The 16981-nt window shown below is 45.5% G+C and carries 21 protein-coding genes; 11 read left to right on the top strand and 10 right to left on the bottom strand.

The window, feature by feature from the left end; all coding sequences use genetic code 11:
- Nucleotides 1-21 precede the first annotated feature (21 nt).
- Entirely contained in the window at nt 22-1467 is a 1446-nt protein-coding gene (locus tag LEPBO_RS0102995) for a serine/threonine protein kinase (RefSeq protein ID WP_017286050.1), read from the top strand.
- Between the two features lie 62 nt (nt 1468-1529).
- Here LEPBO_RS0102995 and LEPBO_RS0102990 read toward each other — a convergent pair whose 3' ends face one another.
- The 5 genes from LEPBO_RS0102990 to LEPBO_RS45235 form a co-directional block, all read right to left on the bottom strand.
- Entirely contained in the window at nt 1530-1727 is a 198-nt protein-coding gene (locus LEPBO_RS0102990; protein ID WP_144056130.1) for a hypothetical protein, read from the bottom strand.
- Between the two features lie 29 nt (nt 1728-1756).
- Nucleotides 1757-2551 (bottom strand): RecB family exonuclease, encoded by a 795-nt coding sequence (locus LEPBO_RS0102985; RefSeq protein ID WP_026148383.1) that lies wholly within the window; start codon nt 2549-2551, stop codon nt 1757-1759.
- 51 nt (nt 2552-2602) lie between these two features.
- The gene (locus tag LEPBO_RS0102980; protein ID WP_017286048.1) at nt 2603-2827 is read right to left on the bottom strand and encodes a DUF2811 domain-containing protein; all 225 of its coding nucleotides are present in this window, start codon (nt 2825-2827) and stop codon (nt 2603-2605) included.
- 568 nt (nt 2828-3395) lie between these two features.
- Nucleotides 3396-4217: a Rieske (2Fe-2S) protein gene (locus LEPBO_RS35955; protein ID WP_394374098.1), complete on the bottom strand. Its 822-nt coding sequence runs from the start codon at nt 4215-4217 to the stop codon at nt 3396-3398.
- Nucleotides 4112-4333: a Rieske 2Fe-2S domain-containing protein gene (locus LEPBO_RS45235; RefSeq protein WP_394374101.1), complete on the bottom strand. Its 222-nt coding sequence runs from the start codon at nt 4331-4333 to the stop codon at nt 4112-4114. The genes LEPBO_RS35955 and LEPBO_RS45235 overlap by 106 nt, the downstream gene beginning before the upstream one ends.
- Before the next feature lie 151 nt (nt 4334-4484).
- Between LEPBO_RS45235 and LEPBO_RS0102970 the strand changes: the two genes are divergently transcribed.
- From LEPBO_RS0102970 to LEPBO_RS0102960, 3 genes are read left to right on the top strand one after another with little or no spacing between them, the layout of a single operon-like run.
- The gene (locus LEPBO_RS0102970; RefSeq protein ID WP_017286046.1) at nt 4485-4742 is read left to right on the top strand and encodes a ribbon-helix-helix domain-containing protein; all 258 of its coding nucleotides are present in this window, start codon (nt 4485-4487) and stop codon (nt 4740-4742) included.
- The gene (locus LEPBO_RS0102965) at nt 4739-5047 is read left to right on the top strand and encodes a type II toxin-antitoxin system RelE/ParE family toxin (protein WP_017286045.1); all 309 of its coding nucleotides are present in this window, start codon (nt 4739-4741) and stop codon (nt 5045-5047) included. The genes LEPBO_RS0102970 and LEPBO_RS0102965 overlap by 4 nt, the downstream gene beginning before the upstream one ends.
- A 3-nt stretch (nt 5048-5050) precedes the next feature.
- Nucleotides 5051-5680, top strand: a complete 630-nt coding sequence (locus LEPBO_RS0102960) for a TetR/AcrR family transcriptional regulator (protein ID WP_017286044.1) — start codon at nt 5051-5053, stop codon at nt 5678-5680.
- Nucleotides 5681-5700: 20 nt separating this feature from the next.
- On the opposite strand, the gene LEPBO_RS0102955 is transcribed toward LEPBO_RS0102960, so the two are convergent.
- From LEPBO_RS0102955 to LEPBO_RS0102945, 3 genes are read right to left on the bottom strand one after another with little or no spacing between them, the layout of a single operon-like run.
- Entirely contained in the window at nt 5701-6426 is a 726-nt protein-coding gene (locus tag LEPBO_RS0102955; RefSeq protein ID WP_017286043.1) for a hypothetical protein, read from the bottom strand.
- 14 nt (nt 6427-6440) lie between these two features.
- Complete coding sequence (locus LEPBO_RS0102950; RefSeq protein WP_017286042.1) at nt 6441-6767, bottom strand: MgPME-cyclase complex family protein; 327 nt, start codon at nt 6765-6767, stop codon at nt 6441-6443.
- Nucleotides 6768-6806: 39 nt separating this feature from the next.
- Nucleotides 6807-7529 carry a pyridoxine 5'-phosphate synthase gene (locus LEPBO_RS0102945; protein ID WP_017286041.1) on the bottom strand — a complete coding sequence of 241 codons (723 nt, stop codon included), beginning with the start codon at nt 7527-7529 and terminating at the stop codon, nt 6807-6809.
- Between the two features lie 183 nt (nt 7530-7712).
- Here LEPBO_RS0102945 and LEPBO_RS0102940 point away from each other — a divergent pair, with 183 nt between their 5' ends.
- The 4 genes from LEPBO_RS0102940 to LEPBO_RS0102925 all read left to right on the top strand — a co-directional run bounded on the left by LEPBO_RS0102940 (nt 7713) and on the right by LEPBO_RS0102925 (nt 12685).
- On the top strand, nt 7713-8369 hold the full coding sequence (locus LEPBO_RS0102940) for a cytochrome b N-terminal domain-containing protein (RefSeq protein WP_017286040.1): 657 nt from the start codon (nt 7713-7715) through the stop codon (nt 8367-8369).
- A gap of 326 nt (nt 8370-8695) precedes the next feature.
- Nucleotides 8696-8956, top strand: a complete 261-nt coding sequence (locus LEPBO_RS0102935) for a helix-turn-helix domain-containing protein (protein WP_017286039.1) — start codon at nt 8696-8698, stop codon at nt 8954-8956.
- 218 nt (nt 8957-9174) lie between these two features.
- Entirely contained in the window at nt 9175-11394 is a 2220-nt protein-coding gene (glgP, locus tag LEPBO_RS0102930) for an alpha-glucan family phosphorylase (RefSeq protein ID WP_017286038.1), read from the top strand.
- 220 nt (nt 11395-11614) lie between these two features.
- Complete coding sequence (locus LEPBO_RS0102925; protein WP_017286037.1) at nt 11615-12685, top strand: fatty acid desaturase; 1071 nt, start codon at nt 11615-11617, stop codon at nt 12683-12685.
- A 120-nt stretch (nt 12686-12805) separates the two neighbouring features.
- Here the strand turns inward: LEPBO_RS0102925 and LEPBO_RS0102920 are convergent, their stop codons facing one another.
- Nucleotides 12806-13084 (bottom strand): hypothetical protein, encoded by a 279-nt coding sequence (locus tag LEPBO_RS0102920; RefSeq protein WP_017286036.1) that lies wholly within the window; start codon nt 13082-13084, stop codon nt 12806-12808.
- Between the two features lie 53 nt (nt 13085-13137).
- On the opposite strand from LEPBO_RS0102920, the gene LEPBO_RS0102915 reads away from it, so the two are divergent.
- The 3 genes from LEPBO_RS0102915 (at nt 13138) to LEPBO_RS0102905 (ending at nt 15531) form a co-directional block, all read left to right on the top strand.
- Nucleotides 13138-14007: a tRNA (5-methylaminomethyl-2-thiouridine)(34)-methyltransferase MnmD gene (locus LEPBO_RS0102915; protein WP_017286035.1), complete on the top strand. Its 870-nt coding sequence runs from the start codon at nt 13138-13140 to the stop codon at nt 14005-14007.
- 123 nt (nt 14008-14130) lie between these two features.
- Entirely contained in the window at nt 14131-14883 is a 753-nt protein-coding gene (locus LEPBO_RS0102910) for a hypothetical protein (RefSeq protein WP_017286034.1), read from the top strand.
- 30 nt (nt 14884-14913) lie between these two features.
- Nucleotides 14914-15531 (top strand): hypothetical protein, encoded by a 618-nt coding sequence (locus LEPBO_RS0102905; protein WP_017286033.1) that lies wholly within the window; start codon nt 14914-14916, stop codon nt 15529-15531.
- Here the strand turns inward: LEPBO_RS0102905 and LEPBO_RS0102900 are convergent.
- Nucleotides 15528-16931, bottom strand: a complete 1404-nt coding sequence (locus tag LEPBO_RS0102900; RefSeq protein ID WP_239741266.1) for a RecQ family ATP-dependent DNA helicase — start codon at nt 16929-16931, stop codon at nt 15528-15530. The two genes, LEPBO_RS0102905 and LEPBO_RS0102900, sit on opposite strands and share 4 nt — an antisense overlap.
- Nucleotides 16932-16981 lie beyond the last annotated feature (50 nt).

The following is a 16981-nucleotide window of genomic DNA, read 5'->3' as shown; positions in this document are numbered from 1 at the left end:
TCCTGGACAAGATGATTTGCGATGCGAACACCATTGTCTATTGAATCTGTTTTAGTCGATCGCTATTCCATTCTCAAGTTGCTTTACCTAGGAACAGTAGGCTGGGTGTATTTGGCGATCGATCAAACGACGAATAAGCTTTATGTTTTAGAAGAAACGACGACAGATTTGAATGAGCTTCAGGAGATTCTGACCAAATTAAACCTGCGGCATGTGGCGCAATATCAAGATGCGATCGTCGATTTTGATCGAGCCTATTTAATCCGAAATTATATTGAAGGACGCTCGTATCGAGAATTATTAGAACAGCAGCGCATCTTTTCTGAAACGGAAGTGATGCGTTTTTTGAAACAAGTCTTGTCGATTTTGCGATCGCTGTACCGTCTGAAAATTGCTCACTGTAGTATTTCACTCAATTCAATCATTCAGCGTGAAGATGGTTCGCTGATTTTGACAGAATTTACACAAGCTCATTTTGCGGAAACATTTGATCAGGATCTTTACTACTTAGCAGTAATCGCAATCGTGCTCTTAACCGGATGCGAACCCAAAGATCTCTATAATGAAGCGACAGGACAATGGGAATGGCAGGATTGGGAATCGGTTGATCCGCGCATTGTAAAAGTTCTCGATCGAATGTTGTCTGATCATCAACGCTATTCTTCTGCTGCAAAAGTGATGCAAGCATTGTTTACACCTGATCAGAAAGATATTGCTTCAATTGTTTTTACTTTTGTGTTGATCGGGCTAGCAGCAATTTCTGCATATCGCTTGATCAATCACTTATCTAATTTACAGCCTGAACTCGTCACACCTCCGATCGCAATAAAAGCCGACTCAACACCACCTGAAACAGTGGCGCAACGTTCTAAACGCTTGAACGTTTCACAGCAGTTGCTTTCTCAACTGAGCGAAGAAACTTCTCAATCTTCAGAAGCACTCCTCAAGCAACTAGAGCTACTCAGCAAAGAAGCTCGTAGAGGGATGGGAACTTACAAGAGAGTAAACTATGATGCTTGGCAATCTAAGCGAAGTGTTAACCTTAGCAATCGCGCTATTGAAACACTCACCGATGCGCAGTTTGTCGCACTTTTCCCTGACCAGCAAGGTAAGATGCTCAATCCAAGAACTTTCGGACAAGTTTGGTATGCGATCGCATTCGATCAGACAAAGCAAGCTAAATCTGAACTGATCTCATCTCAAATGAGTGGAACACTCAAACAGGGAGTAGGTAAAGTTTACCGATCGCAATTCAAACAAGGGCAGACTATTGAGCTAAGCCTAAAAGCACCTGCGGGTCAAATCGCAATTTGGATGTTCTCAGCAGAAGCATCGCTCATTAAAAACTCTAACCAATCGACCTGGAGTGGAAAGATTCAGCGATCGGGAATCTATGAATTGATTGTTGCACCAACAAGTACAACCCCAGTTCAATACGAGCTACAAATCGATGCTGTTGCTCACTGAGCACCCTAGCAAATTTGCTATGTACACCAGTAGAGGCATTGAATAACAGCCACCTGATAGCTCTAACTAAACTTCCGAATTCTCGGACGATCAGTAATCTTATCCTGCGTAACTTGACGGGTCGCCTTAGCAGCCCGAACAACTCGAACATTTGCCCAAGCGATCGCGCGGTACCCACTGTAAGTCCAATCATCTCGATAAATTGAAATGAGAAGCGGTGCGCTAGTAGCCTTCCTAGCGTAAGTAATAAAGCGATTCATCGTACTAACTACCATCAACAGGGAATAACTTACAGACCGAGAGCTAGCTGCAATTCGGGAGATGCGCTAGCTGTCGTCGGCAACGGAGCCGGATCAAGATTCACAGCTGAACAATAGCGAGAATACGCACAGCGATCGCATTGTTTACCGGGTGTTGGTTCCCACGTCTGGTCTTGACGCAGGCGCACAGCTAAATCTGAAATCACAGCCTGTACTTGCTTCTTGTGGCGATCAGTTGCCTTAAAGCGAACCTTCTCAGCCGATCTCAGAAACAATAAGCTTAAGTACTTCAGATTTTGGTGGTAGGTCTGCTCCAACGCCAGGTAATACAATCCGATCTGCAAATCCATTTCATCAGATTCCGGCACTTTCAACTCCCGGCTGGACTTGTAATCGATTAGCTCTAAACCATCGTCGAGATAGTCAATGCGATCGTAGCGTCCCGTAATGCAAAACTCGAGACTTTCTACTTGCAGAAAAGCTTGAATTCGTCCTTCAACCGCTAATGGTTTACGCAACGAAGGCTGATTTTGGATGAACGTCTCATAGTAGTTCTCCAACATCGATCGACCATCTTCAAACTGATTGGTCGTTAGGCCTTCGGAGGCTTCATCCCAACAGCGTAGCACCCATGCTTGATCCGGGACTGAATCGTGGTAGTGCCAATCCCGATGAACCATTGCTAAGGCTTGATGCAACGCTGTTCCCAATGCGGCTGAACCGAAAAAATCGTTACTCGTCAGTCGTCGCTCGTACCGCAAATAGTACGCATAAGGACAGCGACTATATGCCTGAAGTTTTGTGGCAGAAATCTGATAAGGCATGGCTAAGGCAAACAAGGTTAAAAGCTGAAAACACGAAACTGAAAGATTGAACTAGAGTTGCTCAACCGGACGCTTGAAAATCGAATCGAGATAGATCCGTGCGGTTTGTCGATCGTTCTGACGCTCGTTTGCAGGACGGTTTTGCAACAAGAACAATGACAATGCCGCCGACATCACCCGATCTTGATCCCAGTCAGGACGGGTATCAAGAAAGGTTTGAAACGATTGATGCAGAGCTTCAGGAATTTCAACGAAAAGACTAATGTTGCTATCCATATCAAACCTCAAGAAGTGAAACGAGTGAAGAAACTATCCGTTTTTCTGAAAATTTGCATCAGAAACTTACGCCAGTCCGACCCCCTGCTTGATTTCCCCTCTCAAATGTGCGTTGTGGAAATCGTGTGTTTCGGTGCGGCTGTGCGCTCTTCGGTTAGTCGCTACATTCTGCGCGATCGCTGCAAGAAGATCAACATCAAGAAAAGTTAAGCTCGTCGGTTAGATCAAAGTTACTGAACGGCAGAATCGGTGTTTCAGCCATTTTTTCGTTACATGGCTTCACAAAATTGAGCGATTTTCAGCCCAGTTCGCCGGATTCGATGACTTATCCACAGTTCGCCGAAAAATGCCGATCTTAGCTCGATCTCCTGTGGAAAACTTTCAGTTTGGTGTGGAAAAAGTGTGGAAAAGAACTTGAAAACTTGTGGATTGTCTGTGGAGAGCGTGGGGAAAATCAAATTAATTGTAAAGTTTTGTAAAGATTTTCAGATCTTAGACTTAGGGCTGAGAGATCGACTTTTGATCCGGGAACCATGCAAAATTGATCGTTCCATTTCCGTTTTAGCAGCTAAGATCTGGAATTTGTCATCTCTGAAAAGTTGGCAAAATTGCGTCTTACCCAGTCCATACCAACTTCATTGTTGAGTTTGATATGTTGCGGACTGTCAGCGTAGAGTTTGCCCAAAATATCTGCATCTTGTTCGACAACGGTTGCAGCGAATTTCAGAACATTGTTTTTCAACAATCGAAACACAGGATTTTTGAATCTGCCATAAGCTAAGACATAAGTTCGTGTGTGCGTCTCAAATTCAGGCACAAAGATATGACACTGTTTAATGGTTCCGATGGGTGCTTCACCATGAAAGATCACGATCGCTGGAAAGTAGTTTTCTAAATGTGCCCGAATGACTTTTGGCATTTCGAGTAACGCAGGATTTTTGAGAAGGTCTTGCCACTTGGGTTGAGCTCTTGGCATGTCATAGTACGAATGAGAATGCAAGCGTTGATCAATGAACCGCTTAAAGTCAATCCGTTCAATCTCAAATAAAGGTCGATGCGTTCCATTTTGATGGTTGTAATCGTGCATGTTTAACAACATGCTGAGCAAATCTGTTTTGACACTGCACTCTCCTGCAACTCCAGCAAATTCATACTTTGCTGCAAACTCATTCAAGACATTTGGAATTGGCATTTTCGGCTCCACTCCGCCATAAGACCAAATCAAATCTCCCTGAATGATCAATTCCAGCGGTTTTAACAATGATTTCGTTGCTTTATTAGAACCTAGTAGCACCGTTGAGCCAGTCTGATCAAATTCCAGTGCATGCAAAGGACAAGCAATCGTACTACTGCCATCAGATTTCGCCACGCACCAGCCTTCAGACAGCATTGCACCCATGTTGGGCAAGCATTGGACAAGGCATGAATTTCGCCTTTGTAGTCTTGCCAGAGGACATAATCCCGACCGTACAGCGATACCTTTTTCGGCTGATTTGACTTCAGCATCGATCGATGAACCAGCAACCAAGGCGATCCTTGCAGCATGTTCATGAGATTTTAATTAATTAATTTTTTAGTTAGTTTAGAAATCCGGTCTAGAAAAGTCAACTAATGATCGCTGTATCATGATGAGAAAGTGTAAGTCGAGATGATGGCCATGGCATTGAACTCTGAACAGCAAGAATTTATTCAAGCGAGAGTTGAATCTGGACAGTATAAGAATGCCGATGAGGTAGTTGATGCTGCATTTAAGCTGTTAGAGAAGAGAGAACAGTATGATCGATGGCTTAAAGATGCACGTGAAGATGTCCAAGTTGGACTCGCAGAATTGCACAGAGGCGAAGGCGTTGATGGCGAAGTTGTGATCGCGCAACTGAGAGACAAAATCGCTAAAGCTCGTGGTACAAGAGAATGACTCGCCGCTATCAGATTGCTCCTGCTGCGAGTCGAGACCTTAACCGCATTTTGGATTATTTCCTTGAACGTAGCATTGACGCTGGTGAGAAATTCGTAGACGAATTTGAGCGAAAATGTCGCAATATTGTTAGCTTTCCAAATATCGGGAAAAGCTATGGATATCTCGCGCCCACTTTACGAGGCGGTTTACTGAACGATTACATCGTTCTCTACATCGTTACGGATGAATTAGTTGAAGTGGTTAGAATTCTGCATGGTCGCCAAGATTTAGAAGCACAATTTCCTGAATCATGGCAGGAGTGATGGATGGCACAATCTCAAAAACGGCAATTTCGAGATGCAGAAATCACTCAAAAGCAAATTCTAGATGCAGCAGAAATTGAGTTTTCTCGGCATGGATTGAAAGGAGCAAGAATTAGCGCAATCGCAAAACAAGCCAAGATTACGACCGCGATGATTCATTACTATTTTGAAAATAAAGAAGGACTTTATCGCGCCGTTCTACAGCGCCCCATGGAAGAAAATCAGCAGTTTGTAGAACAGTTAGAACTCGATCATTTATCGCCTGAAGATGCGATTACTTTTATTATTCGAGTCGCGATCGCAAACGAATTTCGCAATCCTTATCGACAAATGCTGTGGTTTCAAGAAGCAAGCCAAAATCAAGGACTTTATTTCAAGCAAGGAAACTGGTCAGGCATATTTGAACGCGTGATCAAAGTTCTAGAACGAGGCATCGAATCCGGTGATTTTCGCCCTGTTGATGATCCAATGTTGATGTTGACTCACATTCTAGGCGTTTGCATTTTCTACTTCACAGTGCAAGAAAATTGGCAGCATTTAACGCCAGATGTCGATCGCTTAAGTCCTGAGAAGGTTGAAAAGCATACAGAAGCCGCAATCGCGTTTGTTTTAGCCGCGATCAAAAAGCCGTAAGCAAATACGGCTTGATCTACTTATCGTCCCCCGATCGCAGAATCTGTCTGTACGACTGGAGTCAGCAAGGTTAAGCGGCGACCGCTCACGAGCATGGCGGCAAATCCGCGATCGTTGAGAATTTGCATAATGCGATCCGCACTACCGCGATCGCGCGTGTGGACAGCTAGCAGAAATGGACGCTGCTCAAACGAAACGAGACCAATATTGCGATTCAAAACTTGCTGCATTTGAGCAGCAACTTCAGGGCGATTATAGTGATTTACAATCACCGCAAATCCGTCTTCCAAAGCCCGAGGATTGTAACCCGATGGATTGGGATTAATCGGCTCAGGAGAAAGCGTTGCAGTCCGTACAGGCTCTCTAGAGAGATCGATCGCTTGGACTGGAACTTCTGGCTGACTGGCAACTTGCCCACCTGCGGGTAGCGCTACAAACGTCCGAAGTTTCACCGTCTCGTTGAGGTAACCTGCCCAAGAATTCGCTGTATCCGTATCTCGGTAGCCCCCGATGCGCGTCACTGTTTCGCCAAAGTAATTACAAACTGAGACTTCTGCATCCCGAGAAATTACACTTCGGAGGCGCGCTTGGGCTTCAGGAGTGCGCGTCACAACCAGAAGAAGAGGCTCATTTGATCGCGGCGCTTGGCAATTTGCAAGTTGGGCAGAAGCAGGCGGAATCACATTCAATACAAGTGTCATTCCGGCGATCGCTTTAAAAACAGTTTGAAAGGGCATCTGGGGCATAGAAATTTCCGGGTTTAAGGGACAGGTTCAAGAGATGCCAGGGGTTCGGGAATGGTTTCCGATTGCTGGAACTCTCCAGTGATGACATATTCTAGTCGCAGCTTGAGCCATGTAATAAATTGTTTCTTGGTCGAGACGATCGCGACTGCCGGACGAGGACATTTTGCTTTGTTTTCTGCCATTTCTGGTGCTTCAAGAAACGCGGGTTCTTTGATCACCCAGAAATCAATTTCTCGGTTCTTTTCTGCATAGTCGCGATACCGTTCTTTGAGAACTTCTTCGATCGGTTCTTCTTGTAACAGGAATTTTTGGCTGGCTAAAACGTAATAGTAGGTTGTCATGATGGTCTGTTCTTAAGTTCAAAAGGGTCAGGACAGGCGTTAAAGTTGCCCACGAATTGCTTGTTTCATTTCTCTCACCGCTCGTTCAAATCCAACGAGAACAGCTCGACTAATGATCGTATGTCCAATATTCAATTCTTCCATGCCAGGGAGTCGCGCGATCGGGTAAACGTTCCAATAGGTCAATCCATGTCCCGCATTAATCCGCAATCCGGCAGCGATCGCGATTTCACATCCCTGAGCCAAAATCTCCAATTCCTTCGCCTGTCCCTCTTCTGAGTAAGACCCGGCATATTGTCCGGTATGCAATTCGATAAATTTCGCCCCAGTTTCAGCCGCAGCATCAATTTGGTCGTGTTCCGCATCGATAAATAAACTGACTGGAATGCCAGAACTTTGTAAGGCACTCACAACATCCGTCATCCGGTTCAGTTGCCCCGCGATATCGAGTCCGCCTTCAGTCGTCACTTCCTCACGTTTTTCGGGAACGAGGGTCACGTAGTCGGGCTTGATATCGAGCGCGATCGCCACCATTTCATCGGTAGCTGCCATTTCTAAATTCAAATGCGTTCGCACGGTTTGGCGGAGCAGACGGACATCGTGATCCTGAATGTGACGGCGATCTTCTCGCAAATGGACGGTAATGCCATCTGCACCTGCAAGTTCTGCTAAAACTGCCGCTGCGACGGGATCGGGTTCGACAGTACGGCGGGCTTGGCGAATGGTCGCGATATGGTCAATGTTGACACCGAGAGTAGGCAATGTTCTGTCCCAAAGCTTCAGGCAATGATTTTATCGCGTCCGACCGAGTTGCTGCGATGGAAAAATACTGAATTCTGGACAGTGGAGGGGAATTTTTATCAAATACATTAAGAATCATTTCCGATTCTGAGAGACTTCGTTACAATTTAGTTAACAGAACTATACATATTACGAATTTCCGTCATGCTTACTCCAGCCTTCATTCTGCGACGGTTATCCACGATTCTTGCAGTGTCGATCGTAACGTTAACGCTTCTCGCTGCGACCTCTGGAATTCTGATTGCGTTTTACTACCAACCTGCAGCGGGTGCAGCTTACGACTCGTTACAAGCCATTGATCAGACCATTCCTTTTGGTTGGCTCGTTCACACCCTGCACAATCTGTCTGGAAATCTTGTGATTGTAGTCGGTCTGATTCAGATTTTCGTCATGTTTTTGGGAGAGCGATTTCGTCGCAGTTGGCTGACAGCTTGGGTCAGTGGAATTCTTTTTACCTTAAGTGCGATCGGACTCAGTTGGACAGCCATGATTTTGAACTGGAATCAGATCGGATTCTGGCGGTTGAAAATCGAATTGGGAACCATTGAAGCGATCCCATTCATTGGCGCAACTCTGCGTGAAATTTTGACAGGTGGCAGTGTCGGCAGTTTGACGGTTGCTCATATGTACACGCTGCACAGCTATGTCGTTTCACTAGCCGCGCTTGGATTGTCGATCGTCCATTTGACAGGCTTAGTCTTCCAAGAACGAGAAATGCAGAGCGAAATGCCCGCAGTCCAGCCTGTGCCCCAGGAAGTTGAAGCGATCGCTGAACCTAGTTCAGCACAAGTTTCGATTTAAATTAAACTTCGATTTCGCTTTCATCTTCAACAAAGGGCAGCTTTCTGAACTGCCCTTTACTTTTTTCTTCTTATCTTCATTCTCAATACAGGTCAAGATTTGAATTCAATAAAATTTAACGATTTTGAGGGCAAAATTTCGCACTTCGTCCCCAAATTTATCAAAATCCATTCGATGACCCGCCCCGTCTTTAATTCATAACAATTCTTCACAACAGTACAGAAACCTAACGTAGTATCAATCTCGTCATCAGAGACTATGTAATCAACGCATGTTGGTTACTACAACCATTTACGAACGCGATTGGCTTTGCCAAGATCTGCAACATGGGAAAAGCAGGAAAGGCACTAAGACAAGTACTCTCAACCTACGGGATTAGCCAAAACCGATTGGCGGTCACGATGGGGATCAATCGATCGACTGTTCATCAGTGGGTCAACGAGATCAGTGATCCCCTTGCCGAAGCTGTGACGCATGTGATTAAAGCCTTGCGAGAGCTTAACACCACCGCAGCCGAAGACTTTATCGATTTGTATCTAGAGCGTCAAGCGCCGCCATCTGCACCAGAGCCTGAAGACAATCTGTAATTCGTCGTTGCATCCCGATAAATAATGCTACAAAACGATAAGCCAGGTCTGATGTTCAACGGGGTACAATCCAAAACACACGATCGCCGTTTCACAGTGCGTAACTTCGCGCTGTCCAGGAACACATACGAAGCTTCTGGGAACCCAGATTAAGCTGCAAAAACGCCCCAGAACTTCGATTCCTATCGTTCTAAGAAAGCAAAGAGATCTTCAAATCTATGACTTATACTTCAACTGTCAATCCGGCTGACAGACTGAGTGCGCGTTTACCCCAAGCCTTGAAGCCTTTGGCGGAAATCGCATACAACTACTGGTGGTGCTGGACTCCAGATATGATTTCGCTGTTCCAGTCGATCAATCCCGACGAATGGGAGCGCTGCGGACATAACCCAATCGTGCTGCTCGAAACCGTGAGTTTCGATCGCTTGACCCAATTGACGGTTGAGCCAAACTACATGGCACGGCTGAAGAAATTGTCAGAGCAGTTCACGCAATACATGGCATCGAGTGATACTTGGTCAAGCCGCGTCGCTCCACAAATTACGGCTCAGAACCCGATCGCTTATTTCTGTGCAGAGTTTGGCTTACACGAATCGCTCCAAATCTATTCCGGTGGTCTGGGAATTCTCGCTGGGGATCACTTGAAATCTGCTTCAGATTTAGGGGTTCCGCTGGTTGCCGTCGGCTTACTTTACCGTCAAGGCTACTTCCGTCAAAAGCTCAATCAAAGCGGCTGGCAGGAAGATTACTACATCAACAATCCCTTCGAGCGGCTACCGCTGCAATTGCTGAAAGATGAGAACGACCAGCCCTTGGTATTTGAAGTTCTCGTGCGGCATCGCCATGTGAAAGTGCAAATCTGGAAAGCGCAAGTTGGACGAGTCAGCTTGTTCTTGATGGATACCGATCGAGAAGATAACGATCCCATCGATCGCTGGCTGACTGGGCACTTGTACGGTGGCAACCAAGAAACCCGGATCGCTCAAGAAGTTATTCTGGGCATTGGGGGCGTTCGGGCGTTAAAAACTGTGGGGATCGAGCCTGCGGTTTATCACTTGAATGAAGGTCACGCGGCGTTCTGTCTACTAGAAGTCTGTCGTCAGGAAATCCTGAAAACTGGAAAATCCTTCTACGACATTGAGAAAGGCGTGCGCGATCGCTGCGTTTTCACAACGCACACGCCCGTTCCAGCGGGGCACGATGTCTTCTCCGCCGACTTGATGGATTCTTTCTTCGCAAAATACTGGGGAGAATTAGGACTGTCTCGTGAACAATTCCTTGCCTTGGGCGCACGTCGCTTAGGCGATCCTTGGGAACCGTTTGGCATGACTGTTTTAGCCTTGCGGCTTTGTCGATCGGCAAACGGAGTCAGCGAATTGCATGGCGACGTTTCCCGCAAAATGTGGACAGTGCTTTACCCAGAAAAGAGCGAAGACAATGTTCCGATCGGCTACATCACCAATGGCGTTCATGCTGGAACCTGGACTTCTGCAATGATGGCAGACTTGTACAACCAGTACTTGGGCGAAGATTGGACAACGAAAGTACTTGATCCCCAAACTTGGGCAAAGATCGACAATGCGCCCGATGAAGAAATTTGGTGGAGACATCAAATCCTCAAAGAGCGTCTCGTTGCTCATACGCGCCAGAAAGTGAGAAATTCACGGCAGAACCGAGGCGAAGATTGGAGCCAAGTCGAAGCAACGCAGCATTTACTTGATCCGAAGATCCTCACGATCGGATTTGCGCGGCGCTTCAGCCCTTACAAGCGGGGTGATTTGCTGCTTAGAAATGTAGAAAAGGCGCTACAAATCTTTAGCAACGATGAGAAGCCTGTTCAGATCATTTTCTCGGGTAAAGCTCACCCGGCTGATGAAGAAGGTAAGCGAATCATTCAGCGAATCATGGAATGGTGTAAGACTCATCAGAATGTTCGCGATCGCGTTGCTTTCATCGAAGACTATGACATGCACACCGCTCGGAAATTAGTCCAGGGTGTCGATGTTTGGCTTAACAATCCGCGTCGTCCGTTAGAAGCTTCGGGAACGAGTGGTCAAAAGGTCTGCTTCAATGGCGGTCTAAATTGCAGCGTGCTCGATGGTTGGTGGTGTGAAGGCTACTTGACCGATGCCAATGGTAAAGCCTTGAACGGTTGGGCGATCGGAGAAGATGCTCACACGAGCGATCAAGTTCTCCAAGATAAGATCGATTCTGACTCACTCTATGATCTGTTGGAAAATCAAATCATTCCGCTCTACTACGAGCAGGATGAGAATGGGGTTCCACATGGTTGGGTGCAGATGATGAAAGCATCGATTAAGACGAATTGCCCTGCATTCAACACGCATCGGATGATTGCAGACTATGTCGCGCAGGTTTATGCGCCGGGCGTGAAGTCTGATGTGCCGTTGACTTTGGCGAAAGTACCTCAAACTTAAGTTCAAAGTTAAATTTGGCGATCGCTGAATTTTGACTCCACCTAGTTCCAAGTAATTGGGTGGAGTCTTATTCGTGGCAATTTGTTCAGGGATTGCTCACGTCAAATCTGTCTATACCGAGGAAGAAATCTCACTTAATTTGCGAAACATACCGTTACATATCCCCCGACAAGGCTGTAAAATAGCCGAGCTACCTACTATTGTTTCGTAAAAAGAAATCGTGCAAGTTTACCCCAGTCCATCTGATGCTTTCTCAATCAAGACTCCGGCTACGCGGTCTCAAGACCTTCCATTCACTCTAAAAGACGTAAGAGACGCGATTCCAGACCATTGTTTTGAACCTTCAACAGCGCGATCGCTGTCCTACTTTTTCCTCGACATTGGAATCATTGCAGGGCTGATTGCGATCGCAGCATATCTCGATTCTTGGTTATTCTTTCCCATCTTTTGGTTTGCTCAGGGCACAATGTTCTGGGCATTATTTGTAGTTGGACATGACTGTGGACATGGGTCATTTTCCAAGCACAAATGGTTGAATAATCTCATTGGACATTTGTCGCATTCTCCGATTCTTGTCCCATTTCATGGTTGGAGAATCAGCCATCGGACGCACCACTCGAATACAGGCAACATCGACACAGATGAAAGCTGGTATCCTGTGACCGAATCGAAGTATGCAGAAATGGGATTTCTAGAAAAGCTGATGCGGTTCTACTTGCCGTTGATTGCATATCCGTTGTACTTGTTTCGTCGCTCGCCTGGCAAACAAGGCTCTCACTTCATGCCGGATAGCCCCTTGTTTAAGCCTTCGGAACGCAATGACATCATTGTCAGTACAATTTGCTGGCTAGCAATGATTGGTTTTCTTGCAGCATTAACATTCCAGTTTGGCTTCTTGTTTTTGCTGAAGTACTATCTTGGTGGATATGTAGTGTTTGTGATGTGGTTAGATTTAGTTACCTTCTTACATCACACTGAAGATGATATTCCTTGGTATCGGGGTGATGATTGGTACTTCTTGAAAGGTGCTTTATCCACGATCGATAGAGACTATGGCATCTTTAACCCAATTCATCATGACATTGGCACGCATGTAGCTCATCACATCTTTTCAAACATGCCGCACTATAAGCTCCAAGAAGCAACAGAAGCAATTAAGCCTTTGCTAGGAAGTTACTACCGCAAGTCAAGTGAGCCGATTTGGAAAAGCTTCTTTAAGTCTTATCTAGCTTGTCATTTTGTAGCAGATAATGGCTCCAAGATCTATTATCAGTCTCCGCATGTTCGGTAATTAATCGTAAGTGCAATTTAAGATGAGCTGGATTTGTTTGTTTCAAATCCGGCTTTTTTATTGAATTCAGATTTTTGAGGGTCTAAAGCCACCTATACCCACGCTAAAATCCTATAAATTTTAGGTAGAAGCATCCTCATCTTCAGCAGCTTCTAGAGCATTCTCGGATTCTAGAGTCTCAATCAAAAATCGTTTAGCTAAACGATCGTAGACTCCTGCTCCCACAAACTGCGGAAATTTATGCGATCGACTATAGACCCAAACTAAATTCCCTTTCTCAAAAATCCGCACATCCTGAAACCACTTGCAGTCTGGCATCAGCGACTTGGCAAAGTCCAGCGCATCAATCCAGCGATCGAAGTCTCGATCGACATTTCGAGTCACAACCTTAAACACCATTCAACCTCTCACTTACAGATGCTAGAATCTAGTCTACAATTTCTGAAAGTCTCATGGATGCCTGGATTCCGCAATTGACTCAAGATGGCTCATTTACCTTCTTCTCAGAAGAATTTGGCGAAGCATTTCATAGCTATCAAGGTGCAAAAACAGAAGCATTTCAGAAATTCTCAGATGCGATCGAGCTTCATAAAACAGCAGAACAATCCACCGTCAAACTCTTAGATGTCTGCTACGGACTAGGCTACAACACAGCAGCAGCGATCGAAGTCATTCACAAAGTCAATCCAAACTGCATCATTGAAGTTTACGCTTTAGAACGAGATGCAACCGTTCCCATTGGCGCAACGCATCCCCAGCTACTCGAATACTGGTCGCCTGAAGTACAAACAATTCTCAAACAATTAGCACATAACCATGAATGTATCCAAGATGATATCAAAGCAAAATTACTGATTGGAGATGCAAGACAAACGATTCAGCACCTCTCTGATTTTCAAGCAGACGCGATTTTTTTTGATCCATTTTCTCCCCGAAAATGTCCACAATTGTGGACGATCGAGTTTTTCCAACTCGTTGCGCGCGCTTTAGCCCTAACGGGGAAGCTTGCAACCTATTCCCGATCGGCATCGGTACGCACTGCCTTAATCGCAGCAGGCTTAAAAATTGGCACGATTCCGCTTGGTGAATTACATTTACCGCATGAATGGTCACAAGGCACGATCGCGGCTTGGACAGCCGAAACCTTGCATCCTCTATCGCAAATGGAGCAAGAGCATTTAAATACCCGCGCCGCTGTGCCCTATCGCGATCGCACTTTACAAGATTCAGCCGAAGCAATCTTAGAGCGACATGCAAAAGAACAGCAATCCAACCAGAGCGAATCAACCTCAAGCTGGCGGCGGCGATGGAACATTCGATAGATTCTCTTCACTTGTTAGCTGTGTAAAAATCCATCCGAAAAGTATCCGGCAATAGCTTACGCAACTTTGAAGTATGAAAAAATACAGACCAAAGTTAGACAGTTATTGAGTAGGTAACCTTCGATGTACAATCTAGCAGCTTTCACGAAGGAAGATATGAATCACTGTGCGATTAAACTTCGCAACATGGAAGAACGATCGCATAGTATGGAAGAAACCGCAAATCGTATCGTTCGATATCTGTATGAAAATCTAGTAGATCCGCGAACTGGCGAAAGTGCTTGCACTCTAGTTCGATTTTTCAAAACACATCCATACGGCGATTTAAGTCCAGACCTGCAAGAAGCAGCTCAAGCTATTTTGAAAGGTCGCTCTGTGATGCGGGCGACAAAGTGTTTGACTTTGCTTGCAACAGCAGGCGATGAACCGTACTGGAACGATCGTCAAGAATCGACTGGACATCAAGCCATTCCATTAATCGATGAAGATTTTGTCTACCGCGCGCCGATGATTTTGCAATTGATTCAGCAGTTTGGACTAGAAGTAAGTGCGGTGATTGATACTGCACCCACTTTAATCACAAAAGCATCAAACAAAGCATTTAATGTGTTTTATGTTGCTGATGCAGTCGGGAGTCCTCATATTCCAGCTCAAATGCAGTTTGTACTTCCTTACAAAGTACAGTCCGTTCTAGGATTTGGAGGAATGTTACCTTCTGGAAACCTTTTTGCTGTCATTTTATTTAGTAAAGTCTCTATTCCTCTGAGTACTGCAAACCACTTCAAATGGATTTCTGCTTATGTTCGGATTGCGATCGAGAATTTCGATCGTACCAATGTGTTCGCACCCAACGCCCAACCCCTGCAAATGCGATAAAATCGGCATAATTGTTGATGCAGGAATCGTATGATCACACTGATCGCGAATGAAGTTAGTCTTGCACAGTTGCGCGATCGCTTCGGAATTGTGCGGTCAACTGACCCTGATTTCTTCAGGGCAAAGTTAGCCTCTGTCCCAGAAATCACATCAGCAGAACAAACTGCGCTCGATCGCGTTCAGCAAAATTATCTCAGTCAACTCGAAGTACAGTCTCTGAACGAAGAAACCGTAAAAATGGTCGTGGTCTCACCACTCTTGGATCAAGCTGGATTTTATCGCTTCCCTTTCACGATCGATTCCGAAGTCAGCATCGAAATTCAAGAAACGGATGACAATGGCATGGCGCTCATTGGGCGGATCGATACGTTGATTGTTCGGAATCAGCTTTGGATTCTAGTCGTTGAGTCTAAGCGATCACGATTTTCAGTGCAAGCTGCGATTCCACAAGCATTATCTTATTTACTTGCTCGACCTCAACCAGAGCAACCCGGATATGCTTTGATGACAAATGGTGGTGAGTTTTTGTTTGTAAAATTGCTCCAGCAAGAAGCTCCAACCTACGGTTTTTCTGCAACCTATTCTCTGCTAAATCCTGGCAATGATCTTTACAAGGTTTTAGCAATCTTGAAACAGATTACCGCTTAATTTTGTTGACAGCGATCGCAGTGACCACAAGTAAAATTCAAAGCATCTTGCTCGAAGCCAAATGACCTTAAAATAAACTGCCATCGACAGTCCTTTGTCTTCAGATAGTTCTGCATCGACTGAGTAGAATTGAGGCTTGAAGCCTGTGCTAGCCTTCGCCTCGATTGAATTTGATAGTGAAATGGATCAGTCCAAACTAACTGCTGAGCACTGTAAAGCAGAGAAAGTGCGATCGCGGCTCCTTTGAACTCTCTCGACACCTGATCGACATTGCCCTGCTGCGGAAGCTTTTGAATTAACGTTTGAGCCTTCTGAATTTGATTTTGCTCTTGAGTTGCAAAGAATTGCCAACGTTGGCGATCCTCTGAATCAAGCCAGCTGCTTTTGAGGAGAACTGCTGTCGCTTTTTTTCCATCTCTCCCTGCCCGCCCAATTTCTTGCACATACTCACTCATCAGAAACGGCGCATGATAATGCACCACCCAACGAGTTTCAGCTTTGTCAATGCCCATGCCAAATGCACAGGTACAAATGACGAACCTTAAGCGATCGCTGATCCAATCCTGTTCAATGCATCGGCGATCGATGGATTTCAATCCAGCATGATATGCCCCGGTTCGATGCCCTTGTTGTGTGAGCCATTCTGCAAGCTCCTCACTTTCGCTTCGCGATCGCACATAAACTAAACCCGATCCCATCTGCGAATTGATCACGGCTAGTAATTTCTGTCTGCGCTGTCGCGGAGTCGAAACCGATTGAATTTGCAGATTCAAATTTGCTCGATACGGACTGAGCCGGAAGATTTGCGGCTTTTCAAGTTGTAAAATTCGTTCAATCGTTGCTTGAGCTAAGGAATTCGCAGTGGCAGTGAAAGCTGCGATCGCAATACGATCGCGATTGTGTGATAAGGCTGCTCGAACCGCCCCAAGCCGATAGTAAACGGGTCGAAATGTCTCACCCCACTGGGTTAAACAATGCGCTTCATCAACAATTAGCGTGTTAATTTTAACTTCGAGCAATCGTTGCCAAACAGATGCGCTGAGTAACGTTTCAGGAGAAAGATAAAGCAAACGGTAACGTGCGATCGTGCTCAAAATCCGCTTACGCTCTGCGGCTGGAAGTTCACTATGTATCAATGCGGCTGGAATTCGGCGCTGTTGCAAATCTTGAACTTGATTCTCCATTAAAGCGACGAGAGGAGATACCACGATCGTTAATCCAGATCGCATCACTGCTGGCAGTTGAAAACATAGAGATTTACCCCCGCCTGTCGGGAGAACAATCATCGCATCTTGATTATTCAAGATTGTTTGAACAATCTCACCTTGAGGCGGACGAAATTCAGAATAGCCCCAGAACTGTTTTAAGCGATCGTGTAAAAGCATAGATAACTGAGGCAAGAACTGAGAAGGCGACTCAGTTTACCCAGCTTCAGCTACACGATCGCTAA

It is taken from the genome of Leptolyngbya boryana PCC 6306 (genome assembly GCF_000353285.1).
GTDB lineage: Bacteria > Cyanobacteriota > Cyanobacteriia > Leptolyngbyales > Leptolyngbyaceae > Leptolyngbya > Leptolyngbya boryana.
The sequence above is the reverse complement of the archived record's forward strand: the minus strand, read 5'-3'. Positions and strand labels throughout refer to the sequence as shown.

Bases quoted from the DNA above. Each gene is read 5' to 3' on its own strand.
- LEPBO_RS0102995 (WP_017286050.1), top strand. From the start codon at position 22: ATGCGAACACCATTGTCTATTGAATCTGTTTTAGTCGATCGCTATTCC.
- LEPBO_RS0102990 (WP_144056130.1), bottom strand. From the start codon at position 1,727: ATGAATCGCTTTATTACTTACGCTAGGAAGGCTACTAGCGCACCGCTT.
- LEPBO_RS0102985 (WP_026148383.1), bottom strand. From the start codon at position 2,551: ATGCCTTATCAGATTTCTGCCACAAAACTTCAGGCATATAGTCGCTGT.
- LEPBO_RS0102980 (WP_017286048.1), bottom strand. From the start codon at position 2,827: ATGGATAGCAACATTAGTCTTTTCGTTGAAATTCCTGAAGCTCTGCAT.
- LEPBO_RS35955 (WP_394374098.1), bottom strand. From the start codon at position 4,217: ATGCTGTCTGAAGGCTGGTGCGTGGCGAAATCTGATGGCAGTAGTACG.
- LEPBO_RS45235 (WP_394374101.1), bottom strand. From the start codon at position 4,333: ATGCTGAAGTCAAATCAGCCGAAAAAGGTATCGCTGTACGGTCGGGAT.
- LEPBO_RS0102970 (WP_017286046.1), top strand. From the start codon at position 4,485: ATGGCATTGAACTCTGAACAGCAAGAATTTATTCAAGCGAGAGTTGAA.
- LEPBO_RS0102965 (WP_017286045.1), top strand. From the start codon at position 4,739: ATGACTCGCCGCTATCAGATTGCTCCTGCTGCGAGTCGAGACCTTAAC.
- LEPBO_RS0102960 (WP_017286044.1), top strand. From the start codon at position 5,051: ATGGCACAATCTCAAAAACGGCAATTTCGAGATGCAGAAATCACTCAA.
- LEPBO_RS0102955 (WP_017286043.1), bottom strand. From the start codon at position 6,426: ATGCCCCAGATGCCCTTTCAAACTGTTTTTAAAGCGATCGCCGGAATG.
- LEPBO_RS0102950 (WP_017286042.1), bottom strand. From the start codon at position 6,767: ATGACAACCTACTATTACGTTTTAGCCAGCCAAAAATTCCTGTTACAA.
- LEPBO_RS0102940 (WP_017286040.1), top strand. From the start codon at position 7,713: ATGCTTACTCCAGCCTTCATTCTGCGACGGTTATCCACGATTCTTGCA.
- LEPBO_RS0102935 (WP_017286039.1), top strand. From the start codon at position 8,696: ATGGGAAAAGCAGGAAAGGCACTAAGACAAGTACTCTCAACCTACGGG.
- glgP (WP_017286038.1), top strand. From the start codon at position 9,175: ATGACTTATACTTCAACTGTCAATCCGGCTGACAGACTGAGTGCGCGT.
- LEPBO_RS0102920 (WP_017286036.1), bottom strand. From the start codon at position 13,084: ATGGTGTTTAAGGTTGTGACTCGAAATGTCGATCGAGACTTCGATCGC.
- LEPBO_RS0102915 (WP_017286035.1), top strand. From the start codon at position 13,138: ATGGATGCCTGGATTCCGCAATTGACTCAAGATGGCTCATTTACCTTC.
- LEPBO_RS0102910 (WP_017286034.1), top strand. From the start codon at position 14,131: ATGTACAATCTAGCAGCTTTCACGAAGGAAGATATGAATCACTGTGCG.
- LEPBO_RS0102905 (WP_017286033.1), top strand. From the start codon at position 14,914: ATGATCACACTGATCGCGAATGAAGTTAGTCTTGCACAGTTGCGCGAT.